This window comes from Streptomyces sp. NPDC090025, from assembly GCF_044748125.1.
GTDB lineage: Bacteria > Actinomycetota > Actinomycetes > Streptomycetales > Streptomycetaceae > Streptomyces.
The window spans coordinates 52,193-77,443 of the sequence record NZ_JBIVFL010000009.1; the positions used below are offsets into that span (position 1 = coordinate 52,193).

20 protein-coding genes are annotated in these 25,251 nt (G+C 73.2%); 17 read left to right on the forward strand and 3 right to left on the reverse strand.

Annotated features, from left to right (window positions below):
* Positions 1 to 182 precede the first annotated feature (182 nt).
* Together ACIPXM_RS21050 and ACIPXM_RS21055 are read left to right on the forward strand one after the other, a co-directional pair.
* Positions 183 to 1,589 (forward strand): nitrate/nitrite transporter, encoded by a 1,407-nt coding sequence (locus tag ACIPXM_RS21050; RefSeq protein WP_401657510.1) that lies wholly within the window; start codon positions 183 to 185, stop codon positions 1,587 to 1,589.
* Positions 1,590 to 1,673: 84 nt separating this feature from the next.
* Positions 1,674 to 2,915 carry a uroporphyrinogen-III synthase gene (locus tag ACIPXM_RS21055; protein ID WP_401657512.1) on the forward strand — a complete coding sequence of 414 codons (1,242 nt, stop codon included), beginning with the start codon at positions 1,674 to 1,676 and terminating at the stop codon, positions 2,913 to 2,915.
* Positions 2,916 to 2,947: 32 nt separating this feature from the next.
* Here the strand turns inward: ACIPXM_RS21055 and ACIPXM_RS21060 are convergent, their stop codons facing one another.
* A complete protein-coding gene (locus ACIPXM_RS21060; RefSeq protein ID WP_401657514.1) occupies positions 2,948 to 3,166 on the reverse strand; it encodes a type II toxin-antitoxin system VapB family antitoxin in 219 nt (72 codons plus the stop codon).
* A 105-nt stretch (positions 3,167 to 3,271) separates the two neighbouring features.
* Between ACIPXM_RS21060 and ACIPXM_RS21065 the strand changes: the two genes are divergently transcribed.
* Positions 3,272 to 3,814 carry a GNAT family N-acetyltransferase gene (locus ACIPXM_RS21065; RefSeq protein WP_401657516.1) on the forward strand — a complete coding sequence of 181 codons (543 nt, stop codon included), beginning with the start codon at positions 3,272 to 3,274 and terminating at the stop codon, positions 3,812 to 3,814.
* Positions 3,815 to 3,817: 3 nt separating this feature from the next.
* Here ACIPXM_RS21065 and ACIPXM_RS21070 read toward each other — a convergent pair whose 3' ends face one another.
* On the reverse strand, positions 3,818 to 4,654 hold the full coding sequence (locus tag ACIPXM_RS21070; protein ID WP_401657518.1) for a helix-turn-helix domain-containing protein: 837 nt from the start codon (positions 4,652 to 4,654) through the stop codon (positions 3,818 to 3,820).
* Positions 4,655 to 5,122: 468 nt separating this feature from the next.
* Here ACIPXM_RS21070 and ACIPXM_RS21075 point away from each other — a divergent pair, with 468 nt between their 5' ends.
* The 4 genes from ACIPXM_RS21075 (at position 5,123) to ACIPXM_RS21090 (ending at position 11,243) form a co-directional block, all read left to right on the forward strand.
* The gene (locus ACIPXM_RS21075) at positions 5,123 to 5,848 is read left to right on the forward strand and encodes an ABATE domain-containing protein (protein WP_401657520.1); all 726 of its coding nucleotides are present in this window, start codon (positions 5,123 to 5,125) and stop codon (positions 5,846 to 5,848) included.
* 60 nt (positions 5,849 to 5,908) lie between these two features.
* A complete protein-coding gene (locus tag ACIPXM_RS21080; RefSeq protein WP_401657522.1) occupies positions 5,909 to 8,371 on the forward strand; it encodes a HelD family protein in 2,463 nt (820 codons plus the stop codon).
* A 528-nt stretch (positions 8,372 to 8,899) separates the two neighbouring features.
* Positions 8,900 to 10,315 (forward strand): NAD-dependent malic enzyme, encoded by a 1,416-nt coding sequence (locus ACIPXM_RS21085; protein WP_401657524.1) that lies wholly within the window; start codon positions 8,900 to 8,902, stop codon positions 10,313 to 10,315.
* 646 nt (positions 10,316 to 10,961) lie between these two features.
* Positions 10,962 to 11,243 (forward strand): HU family DNA-binding protein, encoded by a 282-nt coding sequence (locus ACIPXM_RS21090; RefSeq protein ID WP_128983783.1) that lies wholly within the window; start codon positions 10,962 to 10,964, stop codon positions 11,241 to 11,243.
* A gap of 239 nt (positions 11,244 to 11,482) precedes the next feature.
* Here ACIPXM_RS21090 and murA read toward each other — a convergent pair whose 3' ends face one another.
* Positions 11,483 to 12,829: a UDP-N-acetylglucosamine 1-carboxyvinyltransferase gene (murA, locus tag ACIPXM_RS21095; RefSeq protein ID WP_401657526.1), complete on the reverse strand. Its 1,347-nt coding sequence runs from the start codon at positions 12,827 to 12,829 to the stop codon at positions 11,483 to 11,485.
* A 307-nt stretch (positions 12,830 to 13,136) separates the two neighbouring features.
* Between murA and ACIPXM_RS21100 the strand changes: the two genes are divergently transcribed.
* The 10 genes from ACIPXM_RS21100 to ACIPXM_RS21145 all read left to right on the forward strand — a co-directional run bounded on the left by ACIPXM_RS21100 (position 13,137) and on the right by ACIPXM_RS21145 (position 25,251).
* Positions 13,137 to 13,697: a YqgE/AlgH family protein gene (locus ACIPXM_RS21100; RefSeq protein WP_401657528.1), complete on the forward strand. Its 561-nt coding sequence runs from the start codon at positions 13,137 to 13,139 to the stop codon at positions 13,695 to 13,697.
* A gap of 29 nt (positions 13,698 to 13,726) precedes the next feature.
* Positions 13,727 to 14,023, forward strand: a complete 297-nt coding sequence (locus tag ACIPXM_RS21105) for a DUF3039 domain-containing protein (protein WP_401657530.1) — start codon at positions 13,727 to 13,729, stop codon at positions 14,021 to 14,023.
* A gap of 315 nt (positions 14,024 to 14,338) precedes the next feature.
* Positions 14,339 to 15,664: an extracellular solute-binding protein gene (locus ACIPXM_RS21110; protein WP_401657532.1), complete on the forward strand. Its 1,326-nt coding sequence runs from the start codon at positions 14,339 to 14,341 to the stop codon at positions 15,662 to 15,664.
* Between the two features lie 22 nt (positions 15,665 to 15,686).
* Positions 15,687 to 16,757, forward strand: a complete 1,071-nt coding sequence (locus tag ACIPXM_RS21115) for a carbohydrate ABC transporter permease (protein ID WP_401657534.1) — start codon at positions 15,687 to 15,689, stop codon at positions 16,755 to 16,757.
* Between the two features lie 113 nt (positions 16,758 to 16,870).
* Positions 16,871 to 17,677, forward strand: coding sequence for a carbohydrate ABC transporter permease (locus ACIPXM_RS21120; protein ID WP_401657930.1), 807 nt, complete (start codon positions 16,871 to 16,873; stop codon positions 17,675 to 17,677).
* Between the two features lie 7 nt (positions 17,678 to 17,684).
* On the forward strand, positions 17,685 to 19,490 hold the full coding sequence (locus tag ACIPXM_RS21125; RefSeq protein WP_401657932.1) for a beta-N-acetylhexosaminidase: 1,806 nt from the start codon (positions 17,685 to 17,687) through the stop codon (positions 19,488 to 19,490).
* Positions 19,491 to 19,850: 360 nt separating this feature from the next.
* Positions 19,851 to 20,738 (forward strand): FAD binding domain-containing protein, encoded by an 888-nt coding sequence (locus tag ACIPXM_RS21130; RefSeq protein WP_401657536.1) that lies wholly within the window; start codon positions 19,851 to 19,853, stop codon positions 20,736 to 20,738.
* Entirely contained in the window at positions 20,735 to 22,234 is a 1,500-nt protein-coding gene (locus tag ACIPXM_RS21135) for a 2Fe-2S iron-sulfur cluster-binding protein (protein WP_401657538.1), read from the forward strand. Before ACIPXM_RS21130 ends, ACIPXM_RS21135 begins: the two co-directional genes overlap by 4 nt.
* Positions 22,231 to 24,525 carry a xanthine dehydrogenase family protein molybdopterin-binding subunit gene (locus ACIPXM_RS21140; RefSeq protein ID WP_401657540.1) on the forward strand — a complete coding sequence of 765 codons (2,295 nt, stop codon included), beginning with the start codon at positions 22,231 to 22,233 and terminating at the stop codon, positions 24,523 to 24,525. The genes ACIPXM_RS21135 and ACIPXM_RS21140 overlap by 4 nt, the downstream gene beginning before the upstream one ends.
* 282 nt (positions 24,526 to 24,807) lie before the next feature.
* A complete protein-coding gene (locus tag ACIPXM_RS21145; protein ID WP_401657542.1) occupies positions 24,808 to 25,251 on the forward strand; it encodes a hypothetical protein in 444 nt (147 codons plus the stop codon).

The following is a 25,251-nucleotide window of genomic DNA, read 5'->3' on the forward strand; positions in this document are numbered from 1 at the left end:
GCCCGTGCTCGGTGCCCGTGCTCGGTGCCGGTGCCCGGTTCCGGTGCCCGACGGCTCACACCGGGGCCGTACGCCGGGTGAGAGCAAGGTTCCGTCCCCGTCACCTCCGGCCGCCGTCCCCCGAAACGCGCGCTTCCTAGCGTCGTCCGTCTGCGAGCGGTCACACACGGAGGTGGTGCGGGATGAGCGGTCAGGGGACGGACGGTCGGGGGACGGGCGGTCGGGCGACGGGCGGTCGGTGGATCGAGCGCTGGGAGCCGGAGGACGAGACCTTCTGGCACGCGGGCGGCGGCGAACGGATCGCGCGCCGCAACCTGTGGTTCTCGGTGCTCGCCGAGCACATCGGCTTCTCGGTGTGGAGCCTGTGGTCGGTGATGGTGCTGTTCATGGGGCCCGCGTACGGGGTCGACCCGGCCGGGAAGTTCTTCCTGATCGCGACCGCGACCCTGGTCGGCGCGGTCATCAGGATCCCGTACACCTTCGCCGTCGCGCGCTTCGGCGGCCGCAACTGGACGGTCGTGAGCGCCCTGTTGCTCCTGCTGCCGACCGGCCTCGCGTACGCGGTGATGGCGCCGGGCACCTCGTACGGCACCTTCGTGCTGGTCGCCGCGCTCACCGGCGTCGGCGGCGGCAACTTCGCCTCCTCCATGACCAACATCAACGCCTTCTTCCCGCTGCGGAAGAAAGGCTGGGCGCTCGGCCTCAACGCGGGCGGCGGCAACATCGGCGTCCCCGTCGTCCAGCTGGTCGGCCTCCTGGTCATCGGCACCGCGGGCGCCCTGCACCCGAGGCTGGTGCTCGGCGTCTACCTGCCGCTGATCGTCGTCGCCGCGCTGTGCGCCGCGCTGTTCATGGACAACCTCGCGCCGGTCCGCAACGACACCGGGGCGGTCCGCGAGGCGGTCCGCTCCCGGCACACCTGGATCATGGCGTTCCTGTACGTGGGGACCTTCGGCTCCTTCATCGGGTACGGCTTCGCCTTCGGCCTCGTCCTCCAGACGCAGTTCGGCCGCACGCCGCTCCAGGCCGCCGCGCTCACCTTCATCGGCCCGCTGCTCGGCTCGCTGGTCCGCCCGGTCGGCGGGGCGCTCGCCGACCGGCACGGCGGTGCCCGGATCACCCTCGCCACGTTCGCGGTGATGGCCGTCGCCGCGGCGGTCGTGCTCTACGCCTCGGTCGTCGAGTCGCTGGGGATCTTCCTGGTCGGCTTCATCGCGCTGTTCGCGCTGAGCGGCCTCGGCAACGGCTCCACGTACAAGATGATCCCGGCGATCTTCCTCACCCATGGGCACGGGGCCGGGCTCGCGGGCGAGGCGGCGGAGGCGTACGGGCGGCGGCTGTCCGGCGCGGCGATGGGGCTCATCGGGGCGGTGGGCGCGCTCGGCGGGCTCGGCATCAACCTCGCGTTCCGCGAGTCGTTCCGGGCGGTCGGCTCGGGCACCGGGGCGTTCGTGGCCTTCCTGGTGTTCTACGCGGTGTGCATGGGCGTGACGTGGGCGGTATACCTTCGACGCCCGGCGGCGGTGGCGCCGGTCCCGGACACCGTGCCGGGCGGAGCTCCTGAGGTGACGGTCGCCGTCGAGGCATGAGTCACAGCGGCCGGCCGGGACCGTAACGACCAGGAAATACCGGTGAACCGAGACGGACATCCGTCCCCGGCAGGGTCGGCGGACATGGACGAGGAAGACGCGGGCATGGACGACGCGGGCATGGACGAGGAGCGGCGCCCCCGGACGCCGGGCGGGCAGGTCCCGGACGGGCAGGTCCCGGACGGGCCGGCCGGGCAGCTCCCGCACGGGCCGCTGGCGGGGTTCACCGTCGGTGTCACGGCCGCCCGCCGGGCCGACGAGCTGATCGCGCTGCTCCGGCGCAGGGGTGCCGGGGTGGTGCACGGGCCCGCGCTGCGGATCGTGCCGCTCGCCGACGACACCGAACTGCTCGCCGCCACCGAGGAACTCATCGACCACGCCCCGGACGTCGTCCTCGCCACCACGGCGATCGGCTTCCGGGGCTGGGTCGAGGCGGCCGACGGCTGGGGGTACGGCGAGCGGCTGCTCGACCGGCTGCGCGGGGTCGAACTCCTCGCCCGCGGCCCGAAGGTGAAGGGCGCGGTGCGGGCGGCCGGGCTGACCGAGAGCTGGTCGCCGGGCTCCGAGTCGATGGCGGAGGTGCTCGACCGGCTGCTCGACGAGGGGGTCGCCGGGCGCCGGATCGCGCTCCAGCTGCACGGGGAGCCGCTGCCGGGGTTCGTGGAGGCGCTGACCGAGGCCGGGGCGGAGGTGGTGCCGGTGCCGGTCTACCGCTGGATGCCGCCGGAGGACATCGTCCCGCTGGACCGGCTGCTCGACGCGACCGTGGCGCGCGCCCTGGACGCGGTGACCTTCACCAGCGCCCCGGCCGCCGCCTCGCTGACCGGCCGGGCGCGGGAACGCGGGCTGCTGGACGAGCTGTTGACGGCGCTTCGGCAGGACGTCCTGGCGCTGTGCGTGGGCCCGGTGACCGCCCTGCCCCTCCAGGGCCTGGACGTCCCCACCCACCAGCCCGAACGCTTCCGCCTCGGCCCGCTGGTGCAGCTCCTGTGCCAGGAACTGCCCGCCCGGGCCCGGGTGTTGCCGCTGGCCGGCCACCGGGTGGAGATCCGCGGCCACGCGGTCCTCGTCGACGGCGACCTCCGCCCGGTCCCGCCCGCGGGCATGGCCCTCCTCGGCCTCCTCGCCCGCCGCCCCGGCTGGGTGGTCGCCCGCGCCGAACTGCTCCGCGCGCTGCCGGGCGCGGGCCGGGACGAACACGCGGTGGAGACGGCGATGGCCCGGCTGCGCACGGCCCTCGGCACACCGAAGCTGATCCAGACGGTGGTGAAGCGCGGCTACCGGCTGGCCGTCGACCCGACGGCGGAGGCCGCGTACGAGGGGTGAGGGGGTAGGGGCTGGGGCGCGGGGGCGGGGCCTCAGGATCCGCCCTTCTCGGCGGCGTGCTGCTGCCAAAAGCCCTCGTCGTCCCAGGTCTTGGCCCGTTCGAGGCAGCGGAGCCGGGCCTCGGTGCGCAGGCGCCGTTCCGGGTGCTTTTGCGGGGGCGGGGTCGCCGTCGGTGTCGTCGGCCGCCCGCCGGAGGGCCGCTCGGCCTCGGCGAGGGCTTGCTCGTCCATGTCGTTCCGCTTCGCGGTCATGTACCACCTCCAGCAGGGGAGTTGTGCGTCAGGGGCCGGGGTTCGGGAGCCGCCGGTGGGCGGGAGGCAGGCCCGGCTGTCCGGCCGGTCGGCTAGGTTACGCGCATGGCCGATGTGCATGTCAGGGCAGCCGATCCCGGCTCCGCCGACGACGCCGAGCTGCTCGCCGCCGCCGTGCGCCGCGTCCGGACGTATCTGAAGCCCTGGGAGCCGTACCGCGCCGAGGTCTACTACACGGCCGAGGGGCAGGCCGCCCGGCTCGCGGACGGCGGGCGGCGCTGGTTCGCGGTCGACGAGGCGGACGGGGCGGTGGTCGGGCTGCTGACCGTGTCCGGGATCGTTCTCGGGCCGTTCCGCAGCGGCTCGGTCGGCTACTGGGTCGATCCGGCCGCCGGTGGGCGCGGGGTGGCCACCGGGCTGCTCCGGGAGGTCTGCCGGGCGGCCCCCGAGGAGCTCGGGCTTCACCGCCTCGAGGCGTGCACGCTGCTCGACAACCACGCCTCGCAGCGGGTCCTCGCCAAGTGCGGCTTCACCCGCATCGGCACCGCGCCCCGCTACCTCCACATCGACGGCGAGTGGCGCGACCACCACCTCTTCCAGCGGGTCCTGCACGACGACCCGCCGCCCGTGCCGCAGGCCGCCGCCTGACGCCTACGGGGTGTCCGGCCGGGCCCGCAGCATCGGGGCGCGGACGTGGGACTTCCGGGGGCCCGGGCGGAACAGCATGATGATCAGGCGCGCGCCCGGGGCCGTCAGCGGCTGGGCCGCGCAGATGGTGACATGGCCCGGGCCGAGCAGGGCGTGCCGCAGGGGGCGTTCGTCGCCGTCCGGGTGGATGTGGGCGCCGCCCGCCTCCCACAGCGGGCCGAGGAACGGATCCGCGCGGACCTCGCGCTCGATCTGCCGCAGCGTCTCGTCCTCCCCGCGCACCGCCAGCGCGGCGCGCAGCTGGGGCAGGATCAGCGGCGCCCAGACCGTGTGCCAGTCGATCAGGCTGTACGTACGGGCGCTGTCGTCGAGCAGCATCCAGCGCATGGTGTTCACGGGCACCCGCCCGCCCGGGTGCATCTCCGCGAAGTGCCGGTTGTGCGCGAGCAGGTTCCAGGACGCGTCGGTGATGTACGCCATGTGCGCGATGCCGTCGACCGCCTCCCGCCACACCCCCGGGACCTCCAGACCCGACGACGGGTTCAGCGGCCCCGGCGGGTCGCCGATCCCGGCGTACCGGCACAGCGACACCCACTCCTGCTCGTTCAGACCGAACAGCCGGCCGATCTGCCGCAGGTAGTCCACCGGCGGGTTCGGGTAGCGGCCGGTCTCCAGGCGGTTGTACGTGTCGATCGCCCGCCGCGTCAGCTCGTCCACCTGCTGCTGCGACAGGCCGCGGGCGCGCCGGCCCCGCCCGGTCGGCCGGGACAGGCCGTGCGCCTCGGGGGAGATCAGCTCGCGGCGTTCCTTCAGGAGGGACCGCAGGGCCGTCTTGTTCACCGCGCCCTCCGAATTGTCCGTGCGCGAATAGGTAAGAAAAGCGGTCCGTAGATATTAAACGGTTCAACATTCATGCTGTGGGTGCCCTCGCCAGGCATGTCCGCCCTTGTGGCGGTACCGCCCGCGAGGCGCCCCCGATCAACCGGTGGCTTCCCCCGAGCCCGACCGGTTGCCGGTCGGCCCGGGCGGCTCCCCCGTACGCCCGGGCCGACCGCTGTCATCCCGCGCCCACGGCCGCATCCCCCGTCGTGTCCCCCGTTGCATCCGCGGCCGCATCCACGGTCCTCCGGCCCGTGACAGACGGTAGGGCGGCCCACTGACAACGCCCCGGTGTCCGAGGGGCGTCCTCGCGCCACACCCCCCGACTTCCTCTAGCCAGTGCGGCCTCTCATGGGCACTCTGGTCGTCGAGGTGTCCCCCGTACGGGTCCGGCCGCGGGCCCCGGGTGGACGGAAGGGTGGCAGGGGCATGACAGCGCGTACGGCGGCCGGCTGGGTGGAGTCCGGGGGGTACGACGCCGGGCGGGTCTGCCTCGGACTCGCCGACGAACCCCTCGACCGGCCCGAGGCACTGGTCCGATTCCTGCGGGTCAGCGGCGTGGTCCCGGCCGGTACCCGGCTGCGCGGGCTCGACCGGCGCTGGCTCGGGCCGTTCCGGGAACTGCGCGACTGCGTCGCCGAACTCGTCGCCGCCCACCTGGAGGGCCGCCCAGCCCGGCCCGCCGCCCTCGAACTGCTCAACGCCCTCGCCGCCGCCTCCGCCCCGCCCGCGCCCCGCGCCGTCCGCACCCGCTCCGGCCTGCTCGTCCGCACCCTCAGCGGCGAACCCGACTGCCGGGCCCTGCTCGCCACCGTCGCCCGCGACGCCGTCGACCTGCTCACCGACCCCGCCGCCCGCGCCCTGCTGCGCCGCTGCGAGGGCCCCGGCTGCCGCCGCTGCTACCTGGACACCTCGCGCGGCGGCCGCCGCCGCTGGTGCTCCAGCGAGGCGTGCGGCAACCGGGCCCGGGTCGCCCGGCACCGGGCCGCCCACCCCAGGCCGGGCCGCCGCCAGCCGGAGACCCGGCCCCCCGACCTCCGCCAGAACGAGACCCGCCTCGACACCCGTCACGACACGCGCCTCGACACCCGTCACGACACCCGCCTCGACACCCGTCAGAACGAGATCCGTCAGTCGGAGATCCGTCAGGACTGACATACCGCCCCAGGTGGCGTACGCTCGACGGCTGCCCATCGCACGTCAGAAGGGGGCCCGGTGGCCGCGCAGGAAGCCGTCGACACGGTCAGAGACCGTGAGATCGGTGTCGAACAGGATCATCTGGATCAGGTCTACCGCCGTCTCGAGGAAAAGATCCGCGAGGCGGAGTTCCTGATGCACGACGCCGCCCAGCGCGGGCAGGTCGGCACGCCCGGCGCCCTCGCCGAGCGCGACGCCCAGGTGTTCCGGGCCGGCATCCACCTCAACCGCCTCAACAACGAGTTCGAGGACTTCCTCTTCGGCCGGATCGACCTGCTCCACGGCAAGGACGGCGCGAAGGGCCCCGACGGCGCTTTCACCTCCGTCGAACCCGCCGAGGACGCCATCAGGAACGACGGCGGCCGCCAGGTCGCCGACATCGGCGAGACCCTCCACATCGGCCGGATCGGCGTCCTCGACACCGACTACGCGCCCCTCGTCATCGACTGGCGCGCGCCCGCCGCCGCCCCCTTCTACCGCTCCACCCCCGTCGACCCCGGCCGGGTCGTCCGCCGCCGGGTCATCCGCTCCAAGGGCCGCAAGGTGCTCGGCGTCGAGGACGACCTGATGCGCCCCGAGCTCACCGCGAGCCTCGACGGGCACGAGCTGCCCGTGATCGGCGACGGCGCCCTGATGGCCGCCCTCGGGCAGGCCCGCAGCCACACCATGCGCGACATCGTCGCCTCCATCCAGGCCGAACAGGACCTGGTCATCCGGGCCCCCGCCGCCTCGGTCACGTACGTCGAGGGCGGCCCCGGCACCGGCAAGACCGCCGTCGCCCTGCACCGCGCCGCCTACCTGCTCTACCAGGACCGGCGCCGCTACTCCGGCGGCATCCTCATCGTCTCGCCGACCCCGCTGCTCGTCTCGTACACCGAGGGCGTGCTGCCCTCGCTCGGCGAGGAGGGCCAGGTCGCCATCCGCGCGCTCGGCTCGCTCGTCGACGGCGTGTCGGCCGACGCGTACGACGAACCGGCCGTCGCCCGGGTCAAGGGCTCGTCCCGGATGCTCGCCGTGCTGCGCAAGGCCGCCCGCGGCGCCCTGGAGACCCCCGCGCCGCGCACCCCGCGCGACGGCCGGGGCCAGGACCAGGGGCGCGGCCAGGACCAGGGGCAGCTCGCCTTCGGCGACCTGGACCCGGTCACCGACCCGGACACCGACGCGGACGAGAACGACACCACTGAAGGCGCCGGTCGCGGTCCCGTCGGCACCCCGACGCTGCTCCGCGTCGTCGCCTTCGGGCGGCGCCTGGAACTCGGCCCCGACGACCTGCGCCGCATCCGGCAGAACGTGCTCTCCGGCACCGCCCCGGTCAACCTGCTCCGCCCGCGCGCCCGCAGGCTGCTGCTCGACGCGCTGTACGCCAGGTCCGGCGCCGCCGGCCGGCACAGCGACCCCGAGCTCGCCGCCGAACTGCGCTCCTCCTTCGACGAGGACGTCTCCACCGAGGACTCCTTCCTCGGCTTCCTCGACGCCTGGTGGCCCGAACTGACCCCGCGCGGCGTGCTCGACGCCATGGGCGACGAGAAGCGGCTCGGCCGCTGGGCCCGCCGGATCCTCAACCCCGGCGAGGTGCGGCGGCTCGCGCGTTCGCTGCGCCGCCCCGGGCTCTCCGTGCACGACGTGGCCCTGCTCGACGAGCTGGCCACCCTGCTCGGCACCCCGGTCAGGCCGCGCAAGAAGCGCGAGTACGACCCGCTGGACCAGCTCACCGGCCTGGAGGAGCTGATGCCGGTGCGCGAGGAGACCCAGCGCGAGCGGGCCGAACGGCTGGCCGCCGAGCGGGTCGAGTACGCCCACGTCATCGTCGACGAGGCGCAGGACCTCACGCCCATGCAGTGGCGGATGGTCGGCCGCCGCGGCCGGCACGCCACCTGGACGGTCGTCGGCGACCCCGCCCAGTCCTCCTGGTCCTCCCCGGACGAGGCGGCCGAGGCCCGCGACGAGGCCCTGGGCACCCGGCCCCGGCGCCGCTTCGAGCTCACCGTGAACTACCGCAACCCGGCCGAGATCGCCGAGCTTGCCTCGAAGGTCCTCGCCCTGGCGATGCCCGGCAAGGAGGCCCCGAAGGCCGTCCGTTCGACCGGCGTCCAGCCGCGCTTCGTGTCCGTACCGGCGGGCGAGAAGCCCGGCGGCGACCGGGGCGCGCTGGCCGCGACCGTACGGTCCGCGGCGGAGCGGCTGCTCGACGAGGTCGAGGGCACCATCGGCGTCGTCGTCGCCATGGACCGGCGCGCCGAGGCCGCCCGCTGGCTGGCCGGACTCGGCGACCGGGTGGTCGCGCTCGGCTCCCTGGAGGCCAAGGGCCTGGAGTACGACGCCACGGTGGTCGTCTCGCCCGCGGAGATCGCCGACGAGTCCCCGGCGGGCCTGCGCGTCCTGTACGTGGCGCTCACCCGCTCCACGCAGGCGCTCACCGTGATCGCGGGCGAGCGGGACCTGCCGGACGCGGACGGCGTGCCGGACCTGCTGCGGGACTGAAGCGGGACTGAAGCGGGACTGAATCGGGACTGAATCCGCCGCGGGGCGGGCGGGACGGACGGGCCGGGTGGGACGGACGGGCGGGGTGGGGTTCGCAGGGCTTGCGGGGGCGGGCTCGCGGGCCCGTCCGGCGGCCGAACGGGGCTGATTTCAGGTCAACTCGCGCTCGGGGAATCACGTCCGGGAGGGGTTTGTTAGCCTTGTCGTGGCACCGGCTCGATCCAAGCCCCCGGGCCCAACCTTCGTCCCTTTGAGGGACCACTTGCCGCGAGGCGAGCATGGCGGGTCGGTGCCACTTGAGTGTGAAGAGGCCCTCGTCACCTTCGGGTGACGGGGGCCTCTTCTGTGCCCGCTTCCGTTCCCTCTTCTGTTTACCCGCCATCTCTCGTATGGTGGAAAACACTTTCCGAAAACGAAAAGACCGTATTACCTGCTACCGGCAGGTAGGTGCGACGATCGGAGGGCGCCGCCGGGCGACCAGCCGGGGCGGCGTAGCAACGAAGCTAGGGAAAGCAGAGGAACACGGACATGGCAACGGCGCCCAGCGTCTCGTACTCGATGACGGTCCGGCTCGAGGTGCCCGCGAGCGGGACCGCGGTCTCCCAGCTCACCACCGCCGTCGAGACCCACGGCGGATCCGTCACCGGCCTCGACGTGACCGCCTCCGGCCACGAGAAGCTCCGCATCGACGTGACCATCGCCGCGACCTCCACGGCGCACGCCGACGAGATCGTCCAGCAGCTGAAGACCATCGAGGGCGTCGTCCTCGGCAAGGTCTCCGACCGTACGTTCCTGATGCACCTCGGCGGCAAGATCGAGATGGCGTCGAAGCACCCCATCCGCAACCGTGACGACCTCTCGATGATCTACACCCCGGGTGTCGCCCGGGTCTGCATGGCGATCGCCGAGAACCCCGAGGACGCCCGCCGCCTCACCATCAAGCGCAACTCGGTCGCCGTGGTCACCGACGGCTCCGCCGTCCTCGGCCTCGGCAACATCGGCCCCAAGGCCGCGCTGCCCGTCATGGAGGGCAAGGCGGCCCTCTTCAAGCGCTTCGCGGGCATCGACGCCTGGCCGCTCTGCCTGGACACCCAGGACACCGACGCCATCGTCGAGATCGTCAAGGCGATCGCCCCGGGCTTCGCGGGCATCAACCTGGAGGACATCTCCGCGCCGCGCTGCTTCGAGATCGAGGCCCGGCTGCGCGAGGCCCTGGACATCCCGGTCTTCCACGACGACCAGCACGGCACCGCCATCGTGGTGCTCGCCGCGCTCACCAACGCGCTGCGCGTGGTCGGCAAGGGCATCGGGGACGTCAAGGTCGTCATGTCCGGCGCCGGTGCGGCCGGTACGGCGATCCTGAAGCTGCTCATCGCGGCGGGCGTCAAGCACGCCGTCGTCGCCGACATCCACGGCGTCGTGCACGCGGGCCGCGAGGACCTGGTCTCCGCGCCGGCCGACTCGCCGCTGCGCTGGATCGCCGACAACACCAACCCGGAGAGCGTCACCGGCACCCTCAAGGAGGCCGTGGTCGGCGCCGACGTCTTCATCGGCGTCTCCGCCCCGAACGTCCTGGGTGCCGAGGACGTCGCCGCGATGGCCGAGGGCGCGATCGTCTTCGCCCTGGCCAACCCGGACCCCGAGGTCGACCCGGCGATCGCCCGCCAGACGGCCGCCGTGGTGGCCACCGGCCGCTCGGACTTCCCCAACCAGATCAACAACGTGCTGGTCTTCCCGGGCGTCTTCCGCGGTCTGCTCGACGCGCAGTCGCGCACGGTGAACACCGACATGATGCTGGCCGCCGCCAGCGCCCTCGCCGACGTGGTCTCCGAGGACGAGCTCAACCCGAACTACATCATCCCGTCGGTCTTCAACGACAAGGTCGCGGGAGCGGTCGCGGGCGCCGTCCGCAACGCCGCCAAGGCGGCCGCTGCGGGCGCCTGACCCACCGCCAGGCCCTGACGCCCCACCAGGCGAAACGTCCCGCCACCAGGCGAGACGTCTTGTCGGACGCCCGTGCAGGACGCCCGTGCCGGACGCCCCTCCCGGGGTGCCGTACGGGCCCGGCGGGCCCGTACGAGCTCCTCGTACCGCCACTCGTCCGGGCCGGTCCCGCCACTCGGCGGGGTGGTCCTGACGGGGTGTCCGGCGGCGTCCGGCGGTGTCCGGCGGGGGCACCCGACCGGGTGTCGGCCCGGGCGCCCCACCGGGCGTCCGACCGGGTGCCGGGGCACCCACCCGATGGGCTACGCCGCCCGTCCGGGCTGCGTGTCGCGAGTCGCCGCACCCGAAACCCGCCTTTAGGGTGGTAGTTCGGCTCCGCACCGTCCGTGCGCGGTCGACACGACGTCACCACCGAGGGGCACTGGCGCTTTTCGTGTGACCCCAGAGGGTGCCGGATTGGCGTTCCCGCCGCTGGTGGGGGCAGGATGCGTCTGGGCGCGAGGGTCTGTCACCAGACCCGGGTCCGGGCACTGTCCGAGGGCCCTGGCAGCATCGGCATCGCAGTGCCCAAGCACGCGGCTCCACCGCGTGGCCCGCCTCACAGGCAACCCGCCTCACAGGCAAGAAGAAATACGGGAGTAACGAAATGAACCGCAGTGAGCTGGTGGCCGCCCTGGCCGACCGCGCCGAGGTGACCCGCAAGGACGCCGACGCCGTGCTGGCCGCCTTCGCCGAGATCACCGGCGAGATCGTCGCCAAGGGCGACGAGAAGGTCACCATCCCCGGCTTCCTGACCTTCGAGCGCACCCACCGTGCCGCTCGCACCGCTCGTAACCCGCAGACCGGCGACCCGATCAACATCCCGGCCGGCTTCAGCGTGAAGGTCTCCGCGGGCTCGAAGCTCAAGGAAGCCGCCAAGGGCAAGTAAGTCGCCTGTAGGCAGCGCGCCAGGAGGCCGTGGGACGGCCTGAGGCAAGCGGAGAGGGCGGTCACCCTGTCAGGGGGTGACCGCCCTCTTGTTCGTGCCGCAGAACGCGCTGTGCGGGGGCGGGGAGGCGAGGAGCCCCGGTCCTCGGCCCCCGCAGGGGTCAGGACCGGGGCTCCCGGCCGTCCGTCGGACCGCTGGAACCGCTGGAACCGCTGGAACCGTTGGAACCGTTGGAACCGCTAGACCAGCGCGCTGCCCGGCAGCTCGACCTTCGCGCCCAGCTCGACGAGCTTCTGCATGAAGTTCTCGTAACCGCGGTTGATCAGCTCGATGCCGTGCACCCGGCTGGTGCCCTGCGCCGCGAGCGCGGCGATCAGGTACGAGAAGCCGCCGCGCAGGTCGGGGATGACCAGGTCGGCGCCCTCCAGCTTGGTCGGGCCGCTGACGACCGCCGAGTGGAGGAAGTTGCGCTGGCCGAAGCGGCAGTCCGAGCCGCCCAGGCACTCGCGGTACAGCTGGATGTGGGCACCCATCTGGTTCAGCGCCGAGGTGAAGCCGAGCCGCGACTCGTACACCGTCTCGTGCACGATCGACAGGCCCGCGGCCTGCGTCAGGGCGACCACCAGCGGCTGCTGCCAGTCCGTCTGGAAGCCGGGGTGCACGTCCGTCTCCAGGGCGATCGCGTTGAGCGAGCCGCCCGGGTGCCAGAAGCGGATGCCCTCGTCGTCGATCTCGAAGGCGCCGCCGACCTTCCGGTACGTGTTGAGGAAGGTCATCATGGTGCGCTGCTGCGCGCCGCGCACGTAGATGTCGCCCTCGGTGGCCAGCGCCGCCGACGCCCACGAGGCCGCCTCCAGGCGGTCCGAGAGGGCGTGGTGGTTGTAGCCGCCGAGCTTGTCGACACCGGTGATCCGGATGGTCCGGTCGGTGTCCATGGCGATGATCGCGCCCATCTTCTGCAGCACGCAGATGAGGTCCTCGATCTCCGGTTCCACGGCCGCGTTCGACAGCTCGGTGACGCCCTCGGCGAGGACGGCGGTGAGCAGCACCTGCTCGGTGGCGCCGACGGACGGGTACGGCAGGGCGATCTTGGTGCCGCGCAGCCGCTGCGGGGCCTCCAGGTACTGGCCGTCGTCCCGCTTCTCGATGGTCGCGCCGAACTTGCGCAGCACGTCGAAGTGGAAGTCGATCGGGCGGCCGCCGATGTCGCAGCCGCCGAGGCCCGGGATGAACGCGTGGCCGAGCCGGTGCAGCAGCGGGCCGCAGAACAGGATCGGGATCCGGGACGAACCGGCGTGGGCGTCGATGTCGGCGACGTTGGCGGACTCGACGTGCGTCGGGTCCATGATCAGCTCGCCGGGCTCCTCGCCGGGGCGGACCGTCACACCGTGCAACTGGAGCAGTCCGCGGACGACGCGGACGTCACGGATGTCGGGCACGTTGCGCAGGCGGCTCGGCGCACTGCCGAGCAGAGCGGCGACCATCGCCTTGGGCACGAGGTTCTTCGCGCCGCGGACGCGGATCTCGCCCTCCAGCGGGGTGCCGCCATGGACGAGCAGTACATCATGGCTGTCAGTGCCGGTCATGAATCTCGCGTTCCGGGTCGTCGGTCGGGTGGCCAGAGAAAAGGTTAAGGGGCAAGGACACCCCACTCGTGCGGTTGAGGGGGCCCCGCGAACGTAATGAATTCGGCACAACACCCTCCGTTCCCGTGATCTTGCGGAGTGTCACCGTCCGCTTGTCCCCGTTCCGGGGTGCCGCCGTCCCCGTACCGCCCAGGTCGGCGCTGGTCGGCGCTGGTGGGCCCCGGCGTGCGCCGGGGCAGCCGGGCGCCTACCCCGGACCCGGCCGGACAACCCCCGCGAACGCCGAAAGTGCGGAATCATGTGTCGCATGACCGAGGTGTCCTCGCTCACAGGCCGATTGCTCGTCGCCACCCCGGCGCTCGCGGACCCGAACTTCGACCGCGCGGTGGTGCTCCTCCTCGACCACGACGACGAGGGCTCCCTCGGCGTGGTCCTGAACCGCCCGACCCCCGTGACGGTCGGCGACATCCTCGCGCCCTGGGCCGGGCTCGCCGGTGAGCCGGGGGTGGTCTTCCAGGGCGGCCCGGTCTCCCTGGACGCGGCGCTTGGCATCGCCGTCATCCCCGGCGACGAAGGTCCGCTCGGCTGGCGCCGGGTGTTCGGCGCTATCGGCCTCGTCGACCTGGAGACCCCGCCCGAGCTGCTCGGCCCGGCCATCGGCGCGCTGCGGATCTTCGCCGGATACGCGGGCTGGGGCCCCGGCCAGCTGGAGGCCGAGCTGGGCGACGGCGCCTGGTACGTGGTCGAGTCCGAGCCCGGCGACGTCTCGTCCCCGCGCCCCGAGACCCTCTGGCGCCAGGTGCTGCGCCGCCAGCGCGGCGAGCTCGCGATGGTGGCGACCTACCCCGACGACCCTTCGCTGAACTGAGGCCGCGGAGTTTCAGTACCCTTGGGCGCATGAGCACTCTCGAGCCCGAGCGCGGGGCAGGTACGGGAACCCTCGTCGAGCCGACGCCGCAGGTGTCCCACGGTGACGGCGACCACGAGCGCTACGCCCACTACGTCCAGAAGGACAAGATCATGGCGAGTGCCCTCGACGGCACTCCCGTGGTGGCCCTGTGCGGCAAGGTCTGGGTACCGGGCCGCGACCCGAAGAAGTACCCCGTGTGCCCGATGTGCAAGGAGATCTACGACTCCATGGGCGCCGGCGGGGACAAGGACAAGGGCGGCAAGGACGGCGGCAAGGGCAAGTAGCCGCCGGATGGTGCGCTGACATCGGGGCGGGCCCCCGGTGCTCCTCCCTCTCGAATCGATTCCTTCGATTCGAGAGGTACGAGCACCGGGGGCCTTTCTCGTACGCGGGGTCGGTGGGCGGGAGTCGGCGCGCGGGCGGTTTCGGGTGGTTCGGGCGGGGGGCCGTTGCACGGGGTGCTTCGGGCGGTCACAGAGTGGTGGAGAGGTGGTTGAGACCACTTGTCCTGGTGTTGGTCCGCCCCTAACCTCACGCGTGTTGTGCAGCACGAAACGTCCGTTGCGTATGTTGCAACACCTGCTCGGAGGGGAACCGCCGTGAAGCTTCCTGCCCGCATCGCCGCACCCATCGCCGCCCTCGTCACGCTCGCCGTCTGCGCCGCCTGCGCGCCAGGGACCTCCGACGGCGCGGCCACGACCGACGACAAGAGCGGGACCCTGCGCGTCTGGCTCTTCCAGGAGGTCAACAACAAGCCCAAGGAACAGGTCGTCGACCAGGCCGTCGCCGCCTTCGAGCAGCGCAACGACGGCGTGAAGGTGGAGATCGAGTACATCCCCGTCGACACCCGCGCCCAGCGCATCAAGGCCGCGTTCAACGACCCCAAGTCCGCCCCCGACCTCGTCGAGTACGGCAACACCGACACCGCCGGATACGTGAAGGACGGCGGACTCGCCGACATCACCGCCGAGTTCGGCGGCTGGGCCGACGCCAAGGACACCGACCCCACCGCCCGTGCCTCCGTCACCGTCGGCGGCAAGGTCTACGGCGCCCCCCTCTTCGTCGGCGTCCGCGCCCTCTACTACCGCACCGACGTCTTCAAGGAGCTCGGCCTCACCCCGCCCAAGAGCCAGGCCGAACTGATCTCCACCGCCAAGAAGGTCCGCAAGGCGAAGCCCGAGCTGTACGGGATCGCCGTCGGCGGCGCCTACACGTACGGCGCCATGCCCTTCATCTGGGCCAACGGCGGCGAACTCGCCACCGGGGGCGCGGACTCGGGCGGTGCGGGGGCGGGCAGCCCGTACAAGGCCGCCATCAACAGCGAGGCGGCCCGCACCGGCATCGCCGCCTACACCTCCCTCTTCGGCGACGACAACTGCCCCGCCGCCAAGTGCGCCCAGATGGGCGGCAACGCCACCGTCACCGCCTTCGCCTCCGGCAAGGCCGCCATGGCCATCGGCGGCGACTTCAGCCACCAGGCCGTCGAGGCGGGCGCGGTGAAGGGCAAGTACGCGGTCGTGCCGCTGCCCGGCACCGCCCCCGGCTCCATCGCCCCCGCCTTCGCGGGCGGCAACAACCTCGGCGTGCTGAAGAGTTCGGGACACCGCACCCTCGCCGTCGAGCTGATGAAGGCGCTCGCGGGCAAGGAGAGCCAGGGGCGGCTGTTCGACGCGATGGGCTTCCTGCCCACGTACACCGACGTACGGCAGCAGGCCGCGGCCAAGGAGCCGTTCGTGAAGCCCTTCATCGACACCCTCGGCGCGGGCGCCAAGTTCGTGCCCGCCTCGGCCGGCTGGGGCCAGATCGACGCCTCGCTGGTGCTGCCCACCCTGTTCCAGGAGGTCGTCAGCGGTCGCAAGGACGTGAAGACCGCCGCCGACGACGCAGCGAAGAAGATGGATGCGGCCTTCGCGGCGGCGGGCTGAGACGGCGGGCACCGAGCACCCCATGAGCACCGCACCCACGCCCTCGTCCGTGTCCAAGACCGTGTCCAATGCCGCGTCCGCGCCAGGGTCCGGGCCTGAGTCCGGGGCCGTACGCGCGGCCTCGTCGCCCGGTCCCGGTCCCGGCAGCCCCGGTTCCGGCAGCCCCGCTTCCGGTTCCGGTCCCGGTCCCGCTCCCGCCCGGCGGGGCGGGCGCCGGGGCGGGTCCGCCTGGACGCCCTGGCTCTATCTGCTGCCCGCCCTCGTCGTGCTCGGCGGGCTGCTCCTCTACCCCGTCTACCAACTCGGCCTGATCTCGTTCCTCGAATACACCCAGGCCCAGGTCAGCGGCGGCGCGCCGACCTCCTTCCAGGGCTTCGGCAACTACACGGCGCTGTTCACCGACCCGCAGTTCTGGCAGGTCCTGCTCGCCACCGTGCTCTTCGCCGCCGCCTGCGTCGTCGCCACCCTCGCCGTCGGCTGCGCCCTCGCCGTCCTGCTCACCCGGGTCCGCGCGCTGCCCCGGCTCGCCCTGATGCTGGCCGCGCTCGGCGCCTGGGCCACCCCCGCCGTCACCGGCTCCACCGTCTGGGTCTTCCTCTTCGACCCCGACCACGGCCCGGTCAACCGGCTGCTCGGCCTCGGCGACTTCTCCTGGACCTACGGGCGCTACAGCGCGTTCGCCCTGGTCCTCATGGAGGTCGTGTGGTGCTCGTTCCCGTTCGTGATGGTCACCGTCTACGCGGGCATCAAGGCCATCCCGGCCGAGGTCCTGGAGGCCGCCGCGCTCGACGGCGCCTCGCAGTGGCGGACCTGGCGCTCCGTCACGGCGCCGATGCTGCGGCCCATCCTGGTCGTCGTCACCATCCAGTCGATCATCTGGGACTTCAAGGTCTTCACCCAGATCTATGTGATGACGGGCGGCGGCGGCATCGCGGGCCAGAACCTGGTGCTCAACGTGTACGCGTACCAGAAGGCGTTCGCCTCGTCCCAGTACAGCCTCGGCTCCGCCATCGGCGTCGTGATGCTGCTCATCCTGCTGGCGGTCACCCTCGTGTACCTCCGGCTGCTGCGCCGTCAGGGGGCGGAACTGTGAGCGTGAACCAGGCTTTTCGCAGTGTGGCGCGGTCCGGGCGGTCCGGGCGCACCGAGAGGCCCGAGCGGTCCGGTCGGGCCGGGTGGTCGTGGCGGCCGGCGCGTCCTGGGCGGCTGGCCGCCGAGGCGACGGCGCTGCTCGTCGCTGTCGTGGTCGTCTTCCCCCTCTACTGGATGGTGCTCTCCGCCTTCAAACCGGCCGGTGAGATCCAGTCGACCCGGCCGCGGCCGTGGACCCTCGCCCCGTCCCTCGACTCCTTCCGCCGCGTCTTCGAACAGCAGGAGTTCGGGCGCTACTTCCTCAACTCGCTGCTCGTCGCGGGCGCGGTCGTGCTCGGCTCGGCCGTCATCGCCTTCCTGGCGGCGACCGCGGTGACCCGCTTCCGGTTCCGCTTCCGCACCACCCTGCTCGTGATGTTCCTGGTGGCGCAGATGGTGCCGGTCGAGGCGCTGACCATCCCGCTGTTCTTCCTGATGCGGGACTTCGGCCAGCTCAACACGCTCGGTTCGCTGATCCTCCCGCACCTCGCCTTCTCGCTGCCGTTCGCGATCTGGATGCTGCGCGGCTTCGTGAAGGCGGTGCCCGAGGCCCTGGAGGAACAGGCGATGATCGACGGCGCGAGCCGCGCCCGCTTCCTCTGGCAGATCCTGTTCCCGCTGGTCTTCCCCGGACTCGTCGCGACGAGCGTCTTCTCCTTCATCTCGACCTGGAACGACTTCCTCTTCGCGAAGTCCTTCATCATCAGCGACACCTCGCAGTCGACCCTGCCGATGGCGCTGCTCGTCTTCTTCAAACCCGACGAGAACGACTGGGGAGGCATCATGGCCGGGTCGACCGTGATGACGATCCCGGTGCTCGTCTTCTTCGTACTCGTACAGCGCCGTCTGGTCTCGGGACTGGGCGGGGCGGTGAAGGACTGACGCGATGATGATGAACGATCAGAGTTCCGGACCAGTGGGAACGGACGGGCTCGGGCTGATCCCGGCGCCGACGGCGGTGACCGTACGGGCCGGGGCCGAGGACTTCGTCCTGGACGCGCGCACCGTCGTCGACGCCGGGCCGGGCACCGAGCGCGCGGCGCACTGGCTGCGCGCCACGGTCGGCGCGGCGACCGGCCTGCCGCTGCTGCCGGGTACGGGAGAGGGCGTGGGCGCCGGGGCCGGGGCCGGGGCCGCCGGTGGCGGTGACGCCGAGCCCGGAGTCGTACGGCTGCGGATCGACGACCGGATGGCGGTTGGCGAGGTCCCGGGCGTCGACGGTCCGGACGCCGACGGTCCGGGCTCCGACGGTCCGGGCCCGGCGCTCGCGGCGGAGTCGTACCGCCTGACCATCTCCGCCACCGACGGCGTCACCCTCACCGGCGGCGGTCCCGCCGGAGTGTTCTGGGGCCTGCAGACCCTGCGTCAGCTGCTCGGCGCCGACGCCTTCCGGCGCGCACCGCTGGACCGCGCCCGGCGCTGGGCGCTGCCCGCCGCCGACATCGCCGACACGCCCCGCTTCCGCTGGCGCGGTCTGATGCTCGACGTGGCCCGGCACTTCATGCCGAAGGACGACGTGCTGCGGCAGCTCGACCTGATGGCCGCGCACAAGCTGAACGTGCTGCACTTCCACCTCAGCGACGACCAGGGCTGGCGGGTCGAGATCAAGCGGCACCCGAGGCTGACCGAGGTCGGCGCCTGGCGGGCGCGGACCAAGTGGGGGCACCGGGCCTCGCCGTTGTGGAGCGAGACGCCGCACGGCGGCTTCTACACCCAGGACGACATCCGGGAGATCGTCGGCTACGCCGCCGACCGGCATATCGCCGTCGTGCCCGAGATCGACATCCCGGGGCACTCGCAGGCCGCCATCGCCGCGTACCCCGAACTGGGCAACACCGACGTCATCGACACCACCACCCTCTCCGTCTGGGACACCTGGGGCATCAACCCGAACGTACTCGCCCCCACTGACAACGTCCTGCGCTTCTACGAGGGCGTCTTCGAGGAACTGCTCGACCTGTTCCCCGCCGGACCCCTGGAGTTCTCCTCGTTCTTCCACGTCGGCGGCGACGAGTGCCCCAAGGACCAGTGGAAGGCGTCCCCGACCGCCCAGGCCCGCATCAAGGAGCTGGGCGTCGGCGACGAGAACGGCCTGCAGTCCTGGTTCATCCGGCACTTCGACGGCTGGCTCGCGGCCCGCGGCCGACGGCTGATCGGCTGGGACGAGATCCTGGAGGGCGGCCTCGCCGCCGGTGCCGCGGTGTCGTCCTGGCGCGGGTACGGGGGCGGGGTCACCGCCGCCGAGGCCGGCCACGATGTGGTGATGTGCCCCGAGCAGCAGGTGTACCTGGACTACCGTCAGGCGGCGGGCGAGGACGAGCCGGTGCCCATCGCGTACGTGCGCACCCTCGCCGACGTCTACCGCTTCGAGCCCGTGCCGCCCGGCCTCTCCGAGACCGCCGCCGCCCACATCCTGGGCACCCAGGCCAACGTGTGGACCGAGGTCATGGAGAACCGGGCCCGGGTCGACTACCAGGTCCACCCGCGGCTCGCCGCCCTCGCCGAGGTCGCCTGGTCCGCGCTGCCCGCCCCCGAGGAGCGGGATCTCGCCGGGTTCGAGCACCGGATGACCGCCCACTACCGGCGCCTCGACGCGCTCGGCGTCGACTACCGCCCGCCTTCAGGGCCCCGCCCCTGGCAGCGCCGCCCCGGCGTCCTGGGCCGCCCCATCGACGGCCCGCCGCCGGGCGCCTGACCTGTTCGACCCGTTCCGGCCCCTACGCGCGCGTGGGGGCCGGTATCCGGAACCCATGCCCATGCCCATGCCCATGCTCGTGCCCACGCGCGCGCGTGCGGCGCGCCCGCCGCCCCCGCACGTGTGAGGCACCTATCCCCCCGGGGTCACCCACAAGCGGCAAACCGGAAGTTACCGTCGCTCGTGGGAGGTCCCCGTACCTCCGGGACGGAACAGTCCTTCGCGGACCCTCGCGCCGTACGGCTCGGAAGATGTGCCAGAGTTGCCACGTCCGGGCCGTGAGCACGTACGGTACGGCCACACAGGCGCGACAGCCGGGGACGGCCGGGGATCACCGGGACACCGGGAAGGGGCAGCGGGTTGACCACGCACGCACCACAGACGGCATCACGGGCCGCGCGGGCCGTGACGCTGCCCGCCTCGCTCGACGAGGCAGTGGCGGCGCTCACCGCCATGCCGGCCGCCGTTCCGGTGGCCGGTGGCACCGACCTGATGGCCGCCGTCAACCGCGGCCAGCTGCGCCCCGCCGGACTCGTCGGACTCAGCCGCATCAACGAGATCCGCGGCTGGCAGTACCAGGACGGCCACGCCCTGCTCGGCGCCGGACTCACCCACGCCCGGATGGGCCGCCCCGACTTCGCCGCGCTCATCCCGGCCCTCGCCGCCGCCTCCCGGGTCGCGGGCCCGCCGCAGATCCGCAACGCGGGCACCCTCGGCGGCAACATCGTGTCCGCCGCGCCCACCGGCGACTCGCTGCCGGTGCTCGCCGCCCTGGAGGCCGACCTGGTCGTGGTCGGCCCGCTCGGCACCCGTGAGCTGCCCGTCAGCCACCTCCTCGCGGGCCGTGACCTGCTGGCGCCCGGCGAGCTGGTCGCCTTCGTCCGGGTGCCGCTGCTGCACGCCCCGCAGGTCTTCCTGAAGGCCACCGGACGCACCGGACCCGCCCGCGCCACCGCCTCCGTCGCCGTCGTGCTCGACCCGGCGCGCCGCGGGGTGCGCTGCGCGGTCGGCGCGATCGCGCCGATGCCGCTGCGGCCGCTGGAGGCCGAGCAGTGGATCGCCTCCCTGGTCGACTGGGACGGCGAGCGGGGTCTGGCCCCGGAGGCGCTGACGGCGTTCGGCGAGTACGTCGGCGCCGCCTGCGTCCCGGACCCGCAGGGCGGCGAGCAGTTGCCCCCGGCCGTACTGCACCTGCGGCGCACCGTCGCCGCACTGGCCCGACGGGCACTGGGGAGGGCACTGTCGTGAGCGAGGCACACCAGGACCAGGAGCGGGACGCGCACGGCGGCGGCCGGCCGGTGCGGCCGGGGCGCGGCTGGGAGCCGGTCCCGCAGGGCGACGGGTACGACGGCGACGCGACGGCCTTCGTGCAGCTGCCGCCGGAGTTCATGCTGGAGGGCACCCCGCTGGAGGCGCCGGGCCACGGCTATGTGCCGCCGCCGATGATCGTGCCGCTGACGCCTGCGGCGGCGACGGACCCGGGGGCGACCGGGGCGTGGACGATGCCGCCGGTGGACGAGGCCCCTGAGGCGTACGAGGCGCCGGAGGCGTCTGTTCTTCCCGAGGCGGTTCCTGGGGCGCAGGCGCCGGACGTTCCGGACGTCTACGAGGCCGCGTCGGCGGCCACCGGGCAGTGGACCATCCCGACGGTCGAGGACGCCGCGGAGGCCCTGGACGACTCGGGCGAGTACACCGCGGCCCGGCTGGCCCGTTACGCGAGCAGCGCCCCCGCGACGCTGCCGGGCGGCGCGCCCGCGCCGTGGGCGGTGACGGAGCCGGTGGCGGCGGAGCACCGGCAGGCGCCGGCGCCGGAGCTGGGGCCGGGGCTGGGGCCGGAGGCCGTATCGGAGGCGGAGGGCGAGCCCGGACTCGTACCCGAGCGTGAGCCTGAAGAGGGCGTCGCCCTCGCCGACGTACCCGCCGGACACGACGCGGCCGACGCGCTCGACGTACACCCCGACGTGCACGAGGGGCCCGACGAACACGCCGCGCACGCCGCGCACGACGTATCCGACACATCCGGCGCATCCGGCGCATCCGGCATTCAGGCCGAAGCGGACGCGCTCATCGCCTCGGGCATGTCCGTGGACAGCGACGAGCACCCGACCAGCGCCTACACCCTCCGTGTCAACGGCGTCGACCGCCCCGTCACCGACTCCTGGATCGGCGAGTCGCTGCTCTACGTGCTGCGCGAGCGCCTCGGCCTCGCCGGGGCCAAGGACGGCTGCTCGCAGGGCGAGTGCGGCGCGTGCAACGTGCAGGTCGACGGGCGTCTGGTGGCCTCCTGCCTGGTCCCGGCCGCGACCGCCGCCGGGGCCGAGGTGCGCACCGTGGAGGGGCTCGCTGTCGACGGCGAGCCGTCCGACGTGCAGCGGGCGCTCGCGAAGTGCGGGGTGCAGTGCGGGTTCTGCATCCCCGGCATGGCGATGACCGTGCACGACCTGCTCGAGGGCAACCACGCGCCGACCGAGCTGGAGACCCGGCAGGCGCTGTGCGGCAACCTGTGCCGCTGCTCCGGCTACCGGGGCGTCCTCGACGCCGTACGGGAGATCGTGACCGCCCGCGAGGGCGGCGCGGCCGGCAGCGGTGCGGGTGCGGCGTCCGTCGCCGGGGCCGACTTCCTCGGCCACTCCGCCCCTGCTCCCGCCCCGGCCCACGGTCACGGTCCCGCGCCGGATGACGCGGGCGGCGCCGCCCGCATCCCGCACCAGATCCCCCACCCGCACGACGGAGGCACGGCGTGAGCAGCGACCCGACGACCACGGAGCCCGAGGGCCTCGGCCCGCTTGCCGGTCTGGGTCTCGGCGTCTCGCTGCCGCAGGCCGACGCGCGGGCGAAGACCGAGGGCACCTTCCCGTACGCCTCCGACCTGTGGGCCGAGGGCCTGCTGTGGGCGGCGATCCTGCGGTCGCCGCACCCGCACGCGCGGATCGTGTCGATCGACACCTCGGCGGCGGTCGAGATGCCGGGGGTACGGGCCGTGGTCACCCACGCCGACGTGCCCGGGGCGGCCACCTACGGGCGGCGGGTCGCCGACCGGCCCGTGTTCGCGGCCGAGTTGGTGCGCCACCACGGCGAGGCGATCGCCGCGGTCGCCGCCGACCACCCGGACACGGCGCGGCTGGCGGCCGCCGCGATCGCCGTCGAGTACGAGCTCCTCGACCCGGTCACCGATGCCGAACGGGCCTTCACCGCACCGTCGTTGCACCCGGACGGCAATCTGATCCGGCACATCCCGCTGAGCTTCGGTGATCCGGAGGCGGCCGGTGAGATCGTCGTCGAGGGGCTGTACCGGATCGGGCGGCAGGACACCGCGCCGATCGGCGCCGAGGCGGGGCTCGCCGTGCCCCGGCCGGACGGCGGCGTCGAAATCTACACGGCGTCGACCGATCCGCACACCGACCGCGATCTGGCCGCCGCCTGCTTCGGCCTGACGCCCGATCAGGTCAAGCTGGTGGTGACCGGGGTGCCCGGCGCGACCGGCGACCGCGAGGACCCGGGCTTCCAGATCCCGTTGGGCCTGCTCGCGCTCCGTACCGGCTGCCCGGTCAAGCTCACCGCCACCCGCGAGGAGTCCTTCCTCGGCCACGCCCACCGCCACCCCACCCTGCTGCGCTACCGCCACCACGCCGACGGCGAGGGCCGGTTGGTGAAGGTGGAGGCGCAGATCCTGCTGGACGCGGGCGCGTACGCGGACTCCTCGGCGGAGTCTCTCGCCGCGGCCGTCTCCTTCGCCTGTGGCCCGTACGTCGTGCCGCACGCCTTCGTCGAGGGCTGGGCGATGCGCACCAACAACCCGCCGTCCGGGCACGTGCGGGGCGAGGGCGCGCTCCAGGTGTGCGCGGCGTACGAGGCGCAGATGGACAAGCTGGCGGGGAAGCTGGGGCTCGACCCGGCCGAACTGCGGATGCGCAACGTCCTCGCGACCGGCGACATCCTGCCCACCGGTCAGACCGTGACCTGTCCGGCGCCGGTGGCCGAACTCCTCGCCGCCGTACGGGACTTCCCGCTGCCGCCGCTGCCGATGGACGCGCCCGAGGAGGAGTGGCTGCTGCCCGGCGGCCCGGACGGCGCGGGCGACCCGGGTGCCGTGCGGCGCGGAGTCGGCTACGCGTTGGGCATGGTGCACATGCTGGGTGCCGAGGGCACCGACGAGGTGTCGACGGCGACGGTCCGGGTCCTGGACGGGGTGGCGACGGTCATCTGCGCGGCCGTGGACACCGGTTCGGGCTTCACGACGCTCGCCCGGCAGATCGTCCAGGAGACCCTGGGCGTCGACGAGGTGCACGTGGCCCCCGTCGACACCGACCAGCCCCCGGCGGGCCCGGCCACCCACGGCCGGCACACCTGGGTGTCCGGCGGGGCGGTGGAGCGGGCCGCGAAGATGGTGCGGACGCAGCTTCTGCAGCCGCTGGCCCACAAGTTCGGCATGTCGACGGAGCTGCTCCAGATCAACGACGGCCGCATCACGTCGTACGACGGCGTCCTGTCGACCACGGTCGCCGAGGCGATGGACGGCAAGGAACTCTGGGCCACCGCCCAGTGCCGCCCGCACCCGACCGAACCGCTCGACGAGTTCGGCCAGGGCGACGCGTTCGTGGGCCTCGCCTTCTGCGCGATCCGCGCGGTGGTGGACGTCGACGTGGAGCTCGGTACGGTCCGGGTCGTCGAGATGGCGGTCGCCCAGGACGTCGGCCGCATCCTGAACCCGGCCCAGCTCGCCACCCGTATCGAGGCGGGCGTCACCCAGGGCGTCGGCGCGGCCCTCACCGAGAACCTCCGCACCTCCCGCGGCCTGGTCCGCCGCCCCGACCTCACCGGCTACGCCCTGCCGACCTCCCTCGACGCCCCCGACATCCGCATCGTGAAGCTCGTCGAGGAACGCGACGTGGTCGCCCCCTTCGGCGCCAAACCGGCCAGCGCGATCCCCGTCGTCACCTCCCCGGCGGCGGTCGCCTCCGCCGTCCGCGCGGCCACCGGCCGCCCGGTCAACCGCCTCCCGATCCGGCCCCAGTCGGCGGTGGTGACGGCTTGACGGCCTGGCCCTGACGGTCGGACGGCTTGCCCCTGACGGGCCTGCCCTTGACGGGTGACCCCTGACGGCGCTCTGCCCGGTGCGGCAGCCGGTCGGGCGCCGTCGGCCGTGCCCGGCCACGGTCGCTGTCGCCGCCGACATCGTCGCATTCGCACACGCCCGACCCTCGCGCCGCTTTGCATCCCGCCCCCCACCTGGTCCTACCATCGGACAGCACCACCATGTTCTGGGGCAACAGAGCGAACCGGAGTGGCCGTTGACGGCCGCGAGGGAGGGGGAGCGGTGTCGTCCGACACCTTCGACGAGCAGTGGCGATCCGCCAGTGCCGCGGCGCGCGAGCGCGTCGCCATGCGCCTCAACCAGGCGGACGGAGCAGGACAGGGGCCGGGACAGGGACCCGGCGGCGCCGACCTCGCCGTCCGGCAGGACCGGCTCGGTGCCATCGGTCACGCCGCGTACGTCCTGCACGGGCGCCTGTTGAAGGACGGCGTCCACGCGGAGGCCGCCACCGGTGAGTCGGGCGGTGACCTGACGAAGAACGGATTCCGTACGGGTTCCGCCCTGACCACCGTCAGGGAGACCTGGTCCTCCCAGGTCCGCACGCTGCTCGCCGCTTGCGCGCAGATCTCCAACCACCTCGACCACAGCGCCGCCGCGCACGCGCGGGACGACGCCGACATCGAGGCGGCGTTCACCGTGTCGGCCCTCGACCGCTATCTGACGTAG

What these genes read in the sequence shown, in the direction of transcription:
- ACIPXM_RS21125 (WP_401657932.1), top strand. Translation starts at nt 17,685, where the DNA reads ATGATGAACGATCAGAGTTCCGGACCAGTGGGAACGGACGGGCTCGGG.
- ACIPXM_RS21085 (WP_401657524.1), top strand. Translation starts at nt 8,900, where the DNA reads ATGGCAACGGCGCCCAGCGTCTCGTACTCGATGACGGTCCGGCTCGAG.
- ACIPXM_RS21075 (WP_401657520.1), top strand. Translation starts at nt 5,123, where the DNA reads ATGACAGCGCGTACGGCGGCCGGCTGGGTGGAGTCCGGGGGGTACGAC.
- ACIPXM_RS21060 (WP_401657514.1), bottom strand. Translation starts at nt 3,166, where the DNA reads ATGACCGCGAAGCGGAACGACATGGACGAGCAAGCCCTCGCCGAGGCC.
- ACIPXM_RS21115 (WP_401657534.1), top strand. Translation starts at nt 15,687, where the DNA reads ATGAGCACCGCACCCACGCCCTCGTCCGTGTCCAAGACCGTGTCCAAT.
- ACIPXM_RS21055 (WP_401657512.1), top strand. Translation starts at nt 1,674, where the DNA reads ATGGACGAGGAAGACGCGGGCATGGACGACGCGGGCATGGACGAGGAG.
- ACIPXM_RS21065 (WP_401657516.1), top strand. Translation starts at nt 3,272, where the DNA reads ATGGCCGATGTGCATGTCAGGGCAGCCGATCCCGGCTCCGCCGACGAC.
- ACIPXM_RS21090 (WP_128983783.1), top strand. Translation starts at nt 10,962, where the DNA reads ATGAACCGCAGTGAGCTGGTGGCCGCCCTGGCCGACCGCGCCGAGGTG.
- ACIPXM_RS21105 (WP_401657530.1), top strand. Translation starts at nt 13,727, where the DNA reads ATGAGCACTCTCGAGCCCGAGCGCGGGGCAGGTACGGGAACCCTCGTC.
- ACIPXM_RS21100 (WP_401657528.1), top strand. Translation starts at nt 13,137, where the DNA reads ATGACCGAGGTGTCCTCGCTCACAGGCCGATTGCTCGTCGCCACCCCG.
- murA (WP_401657526.1), bottom strand. Translation starts at nt 12,829, where the DNA reads ATGACCGGCACTGACAGCCATGATGTACTGCTCGTCCATGGCGGCACC.
- ACIPXM_RS21050 (WP_401657510.1), top strand. Translation starts at nt 183, where the DNA reads ATGAGCGGTCAGGGGACGGACGGTCGGGGGACGGGCGGTCGGGCGACG.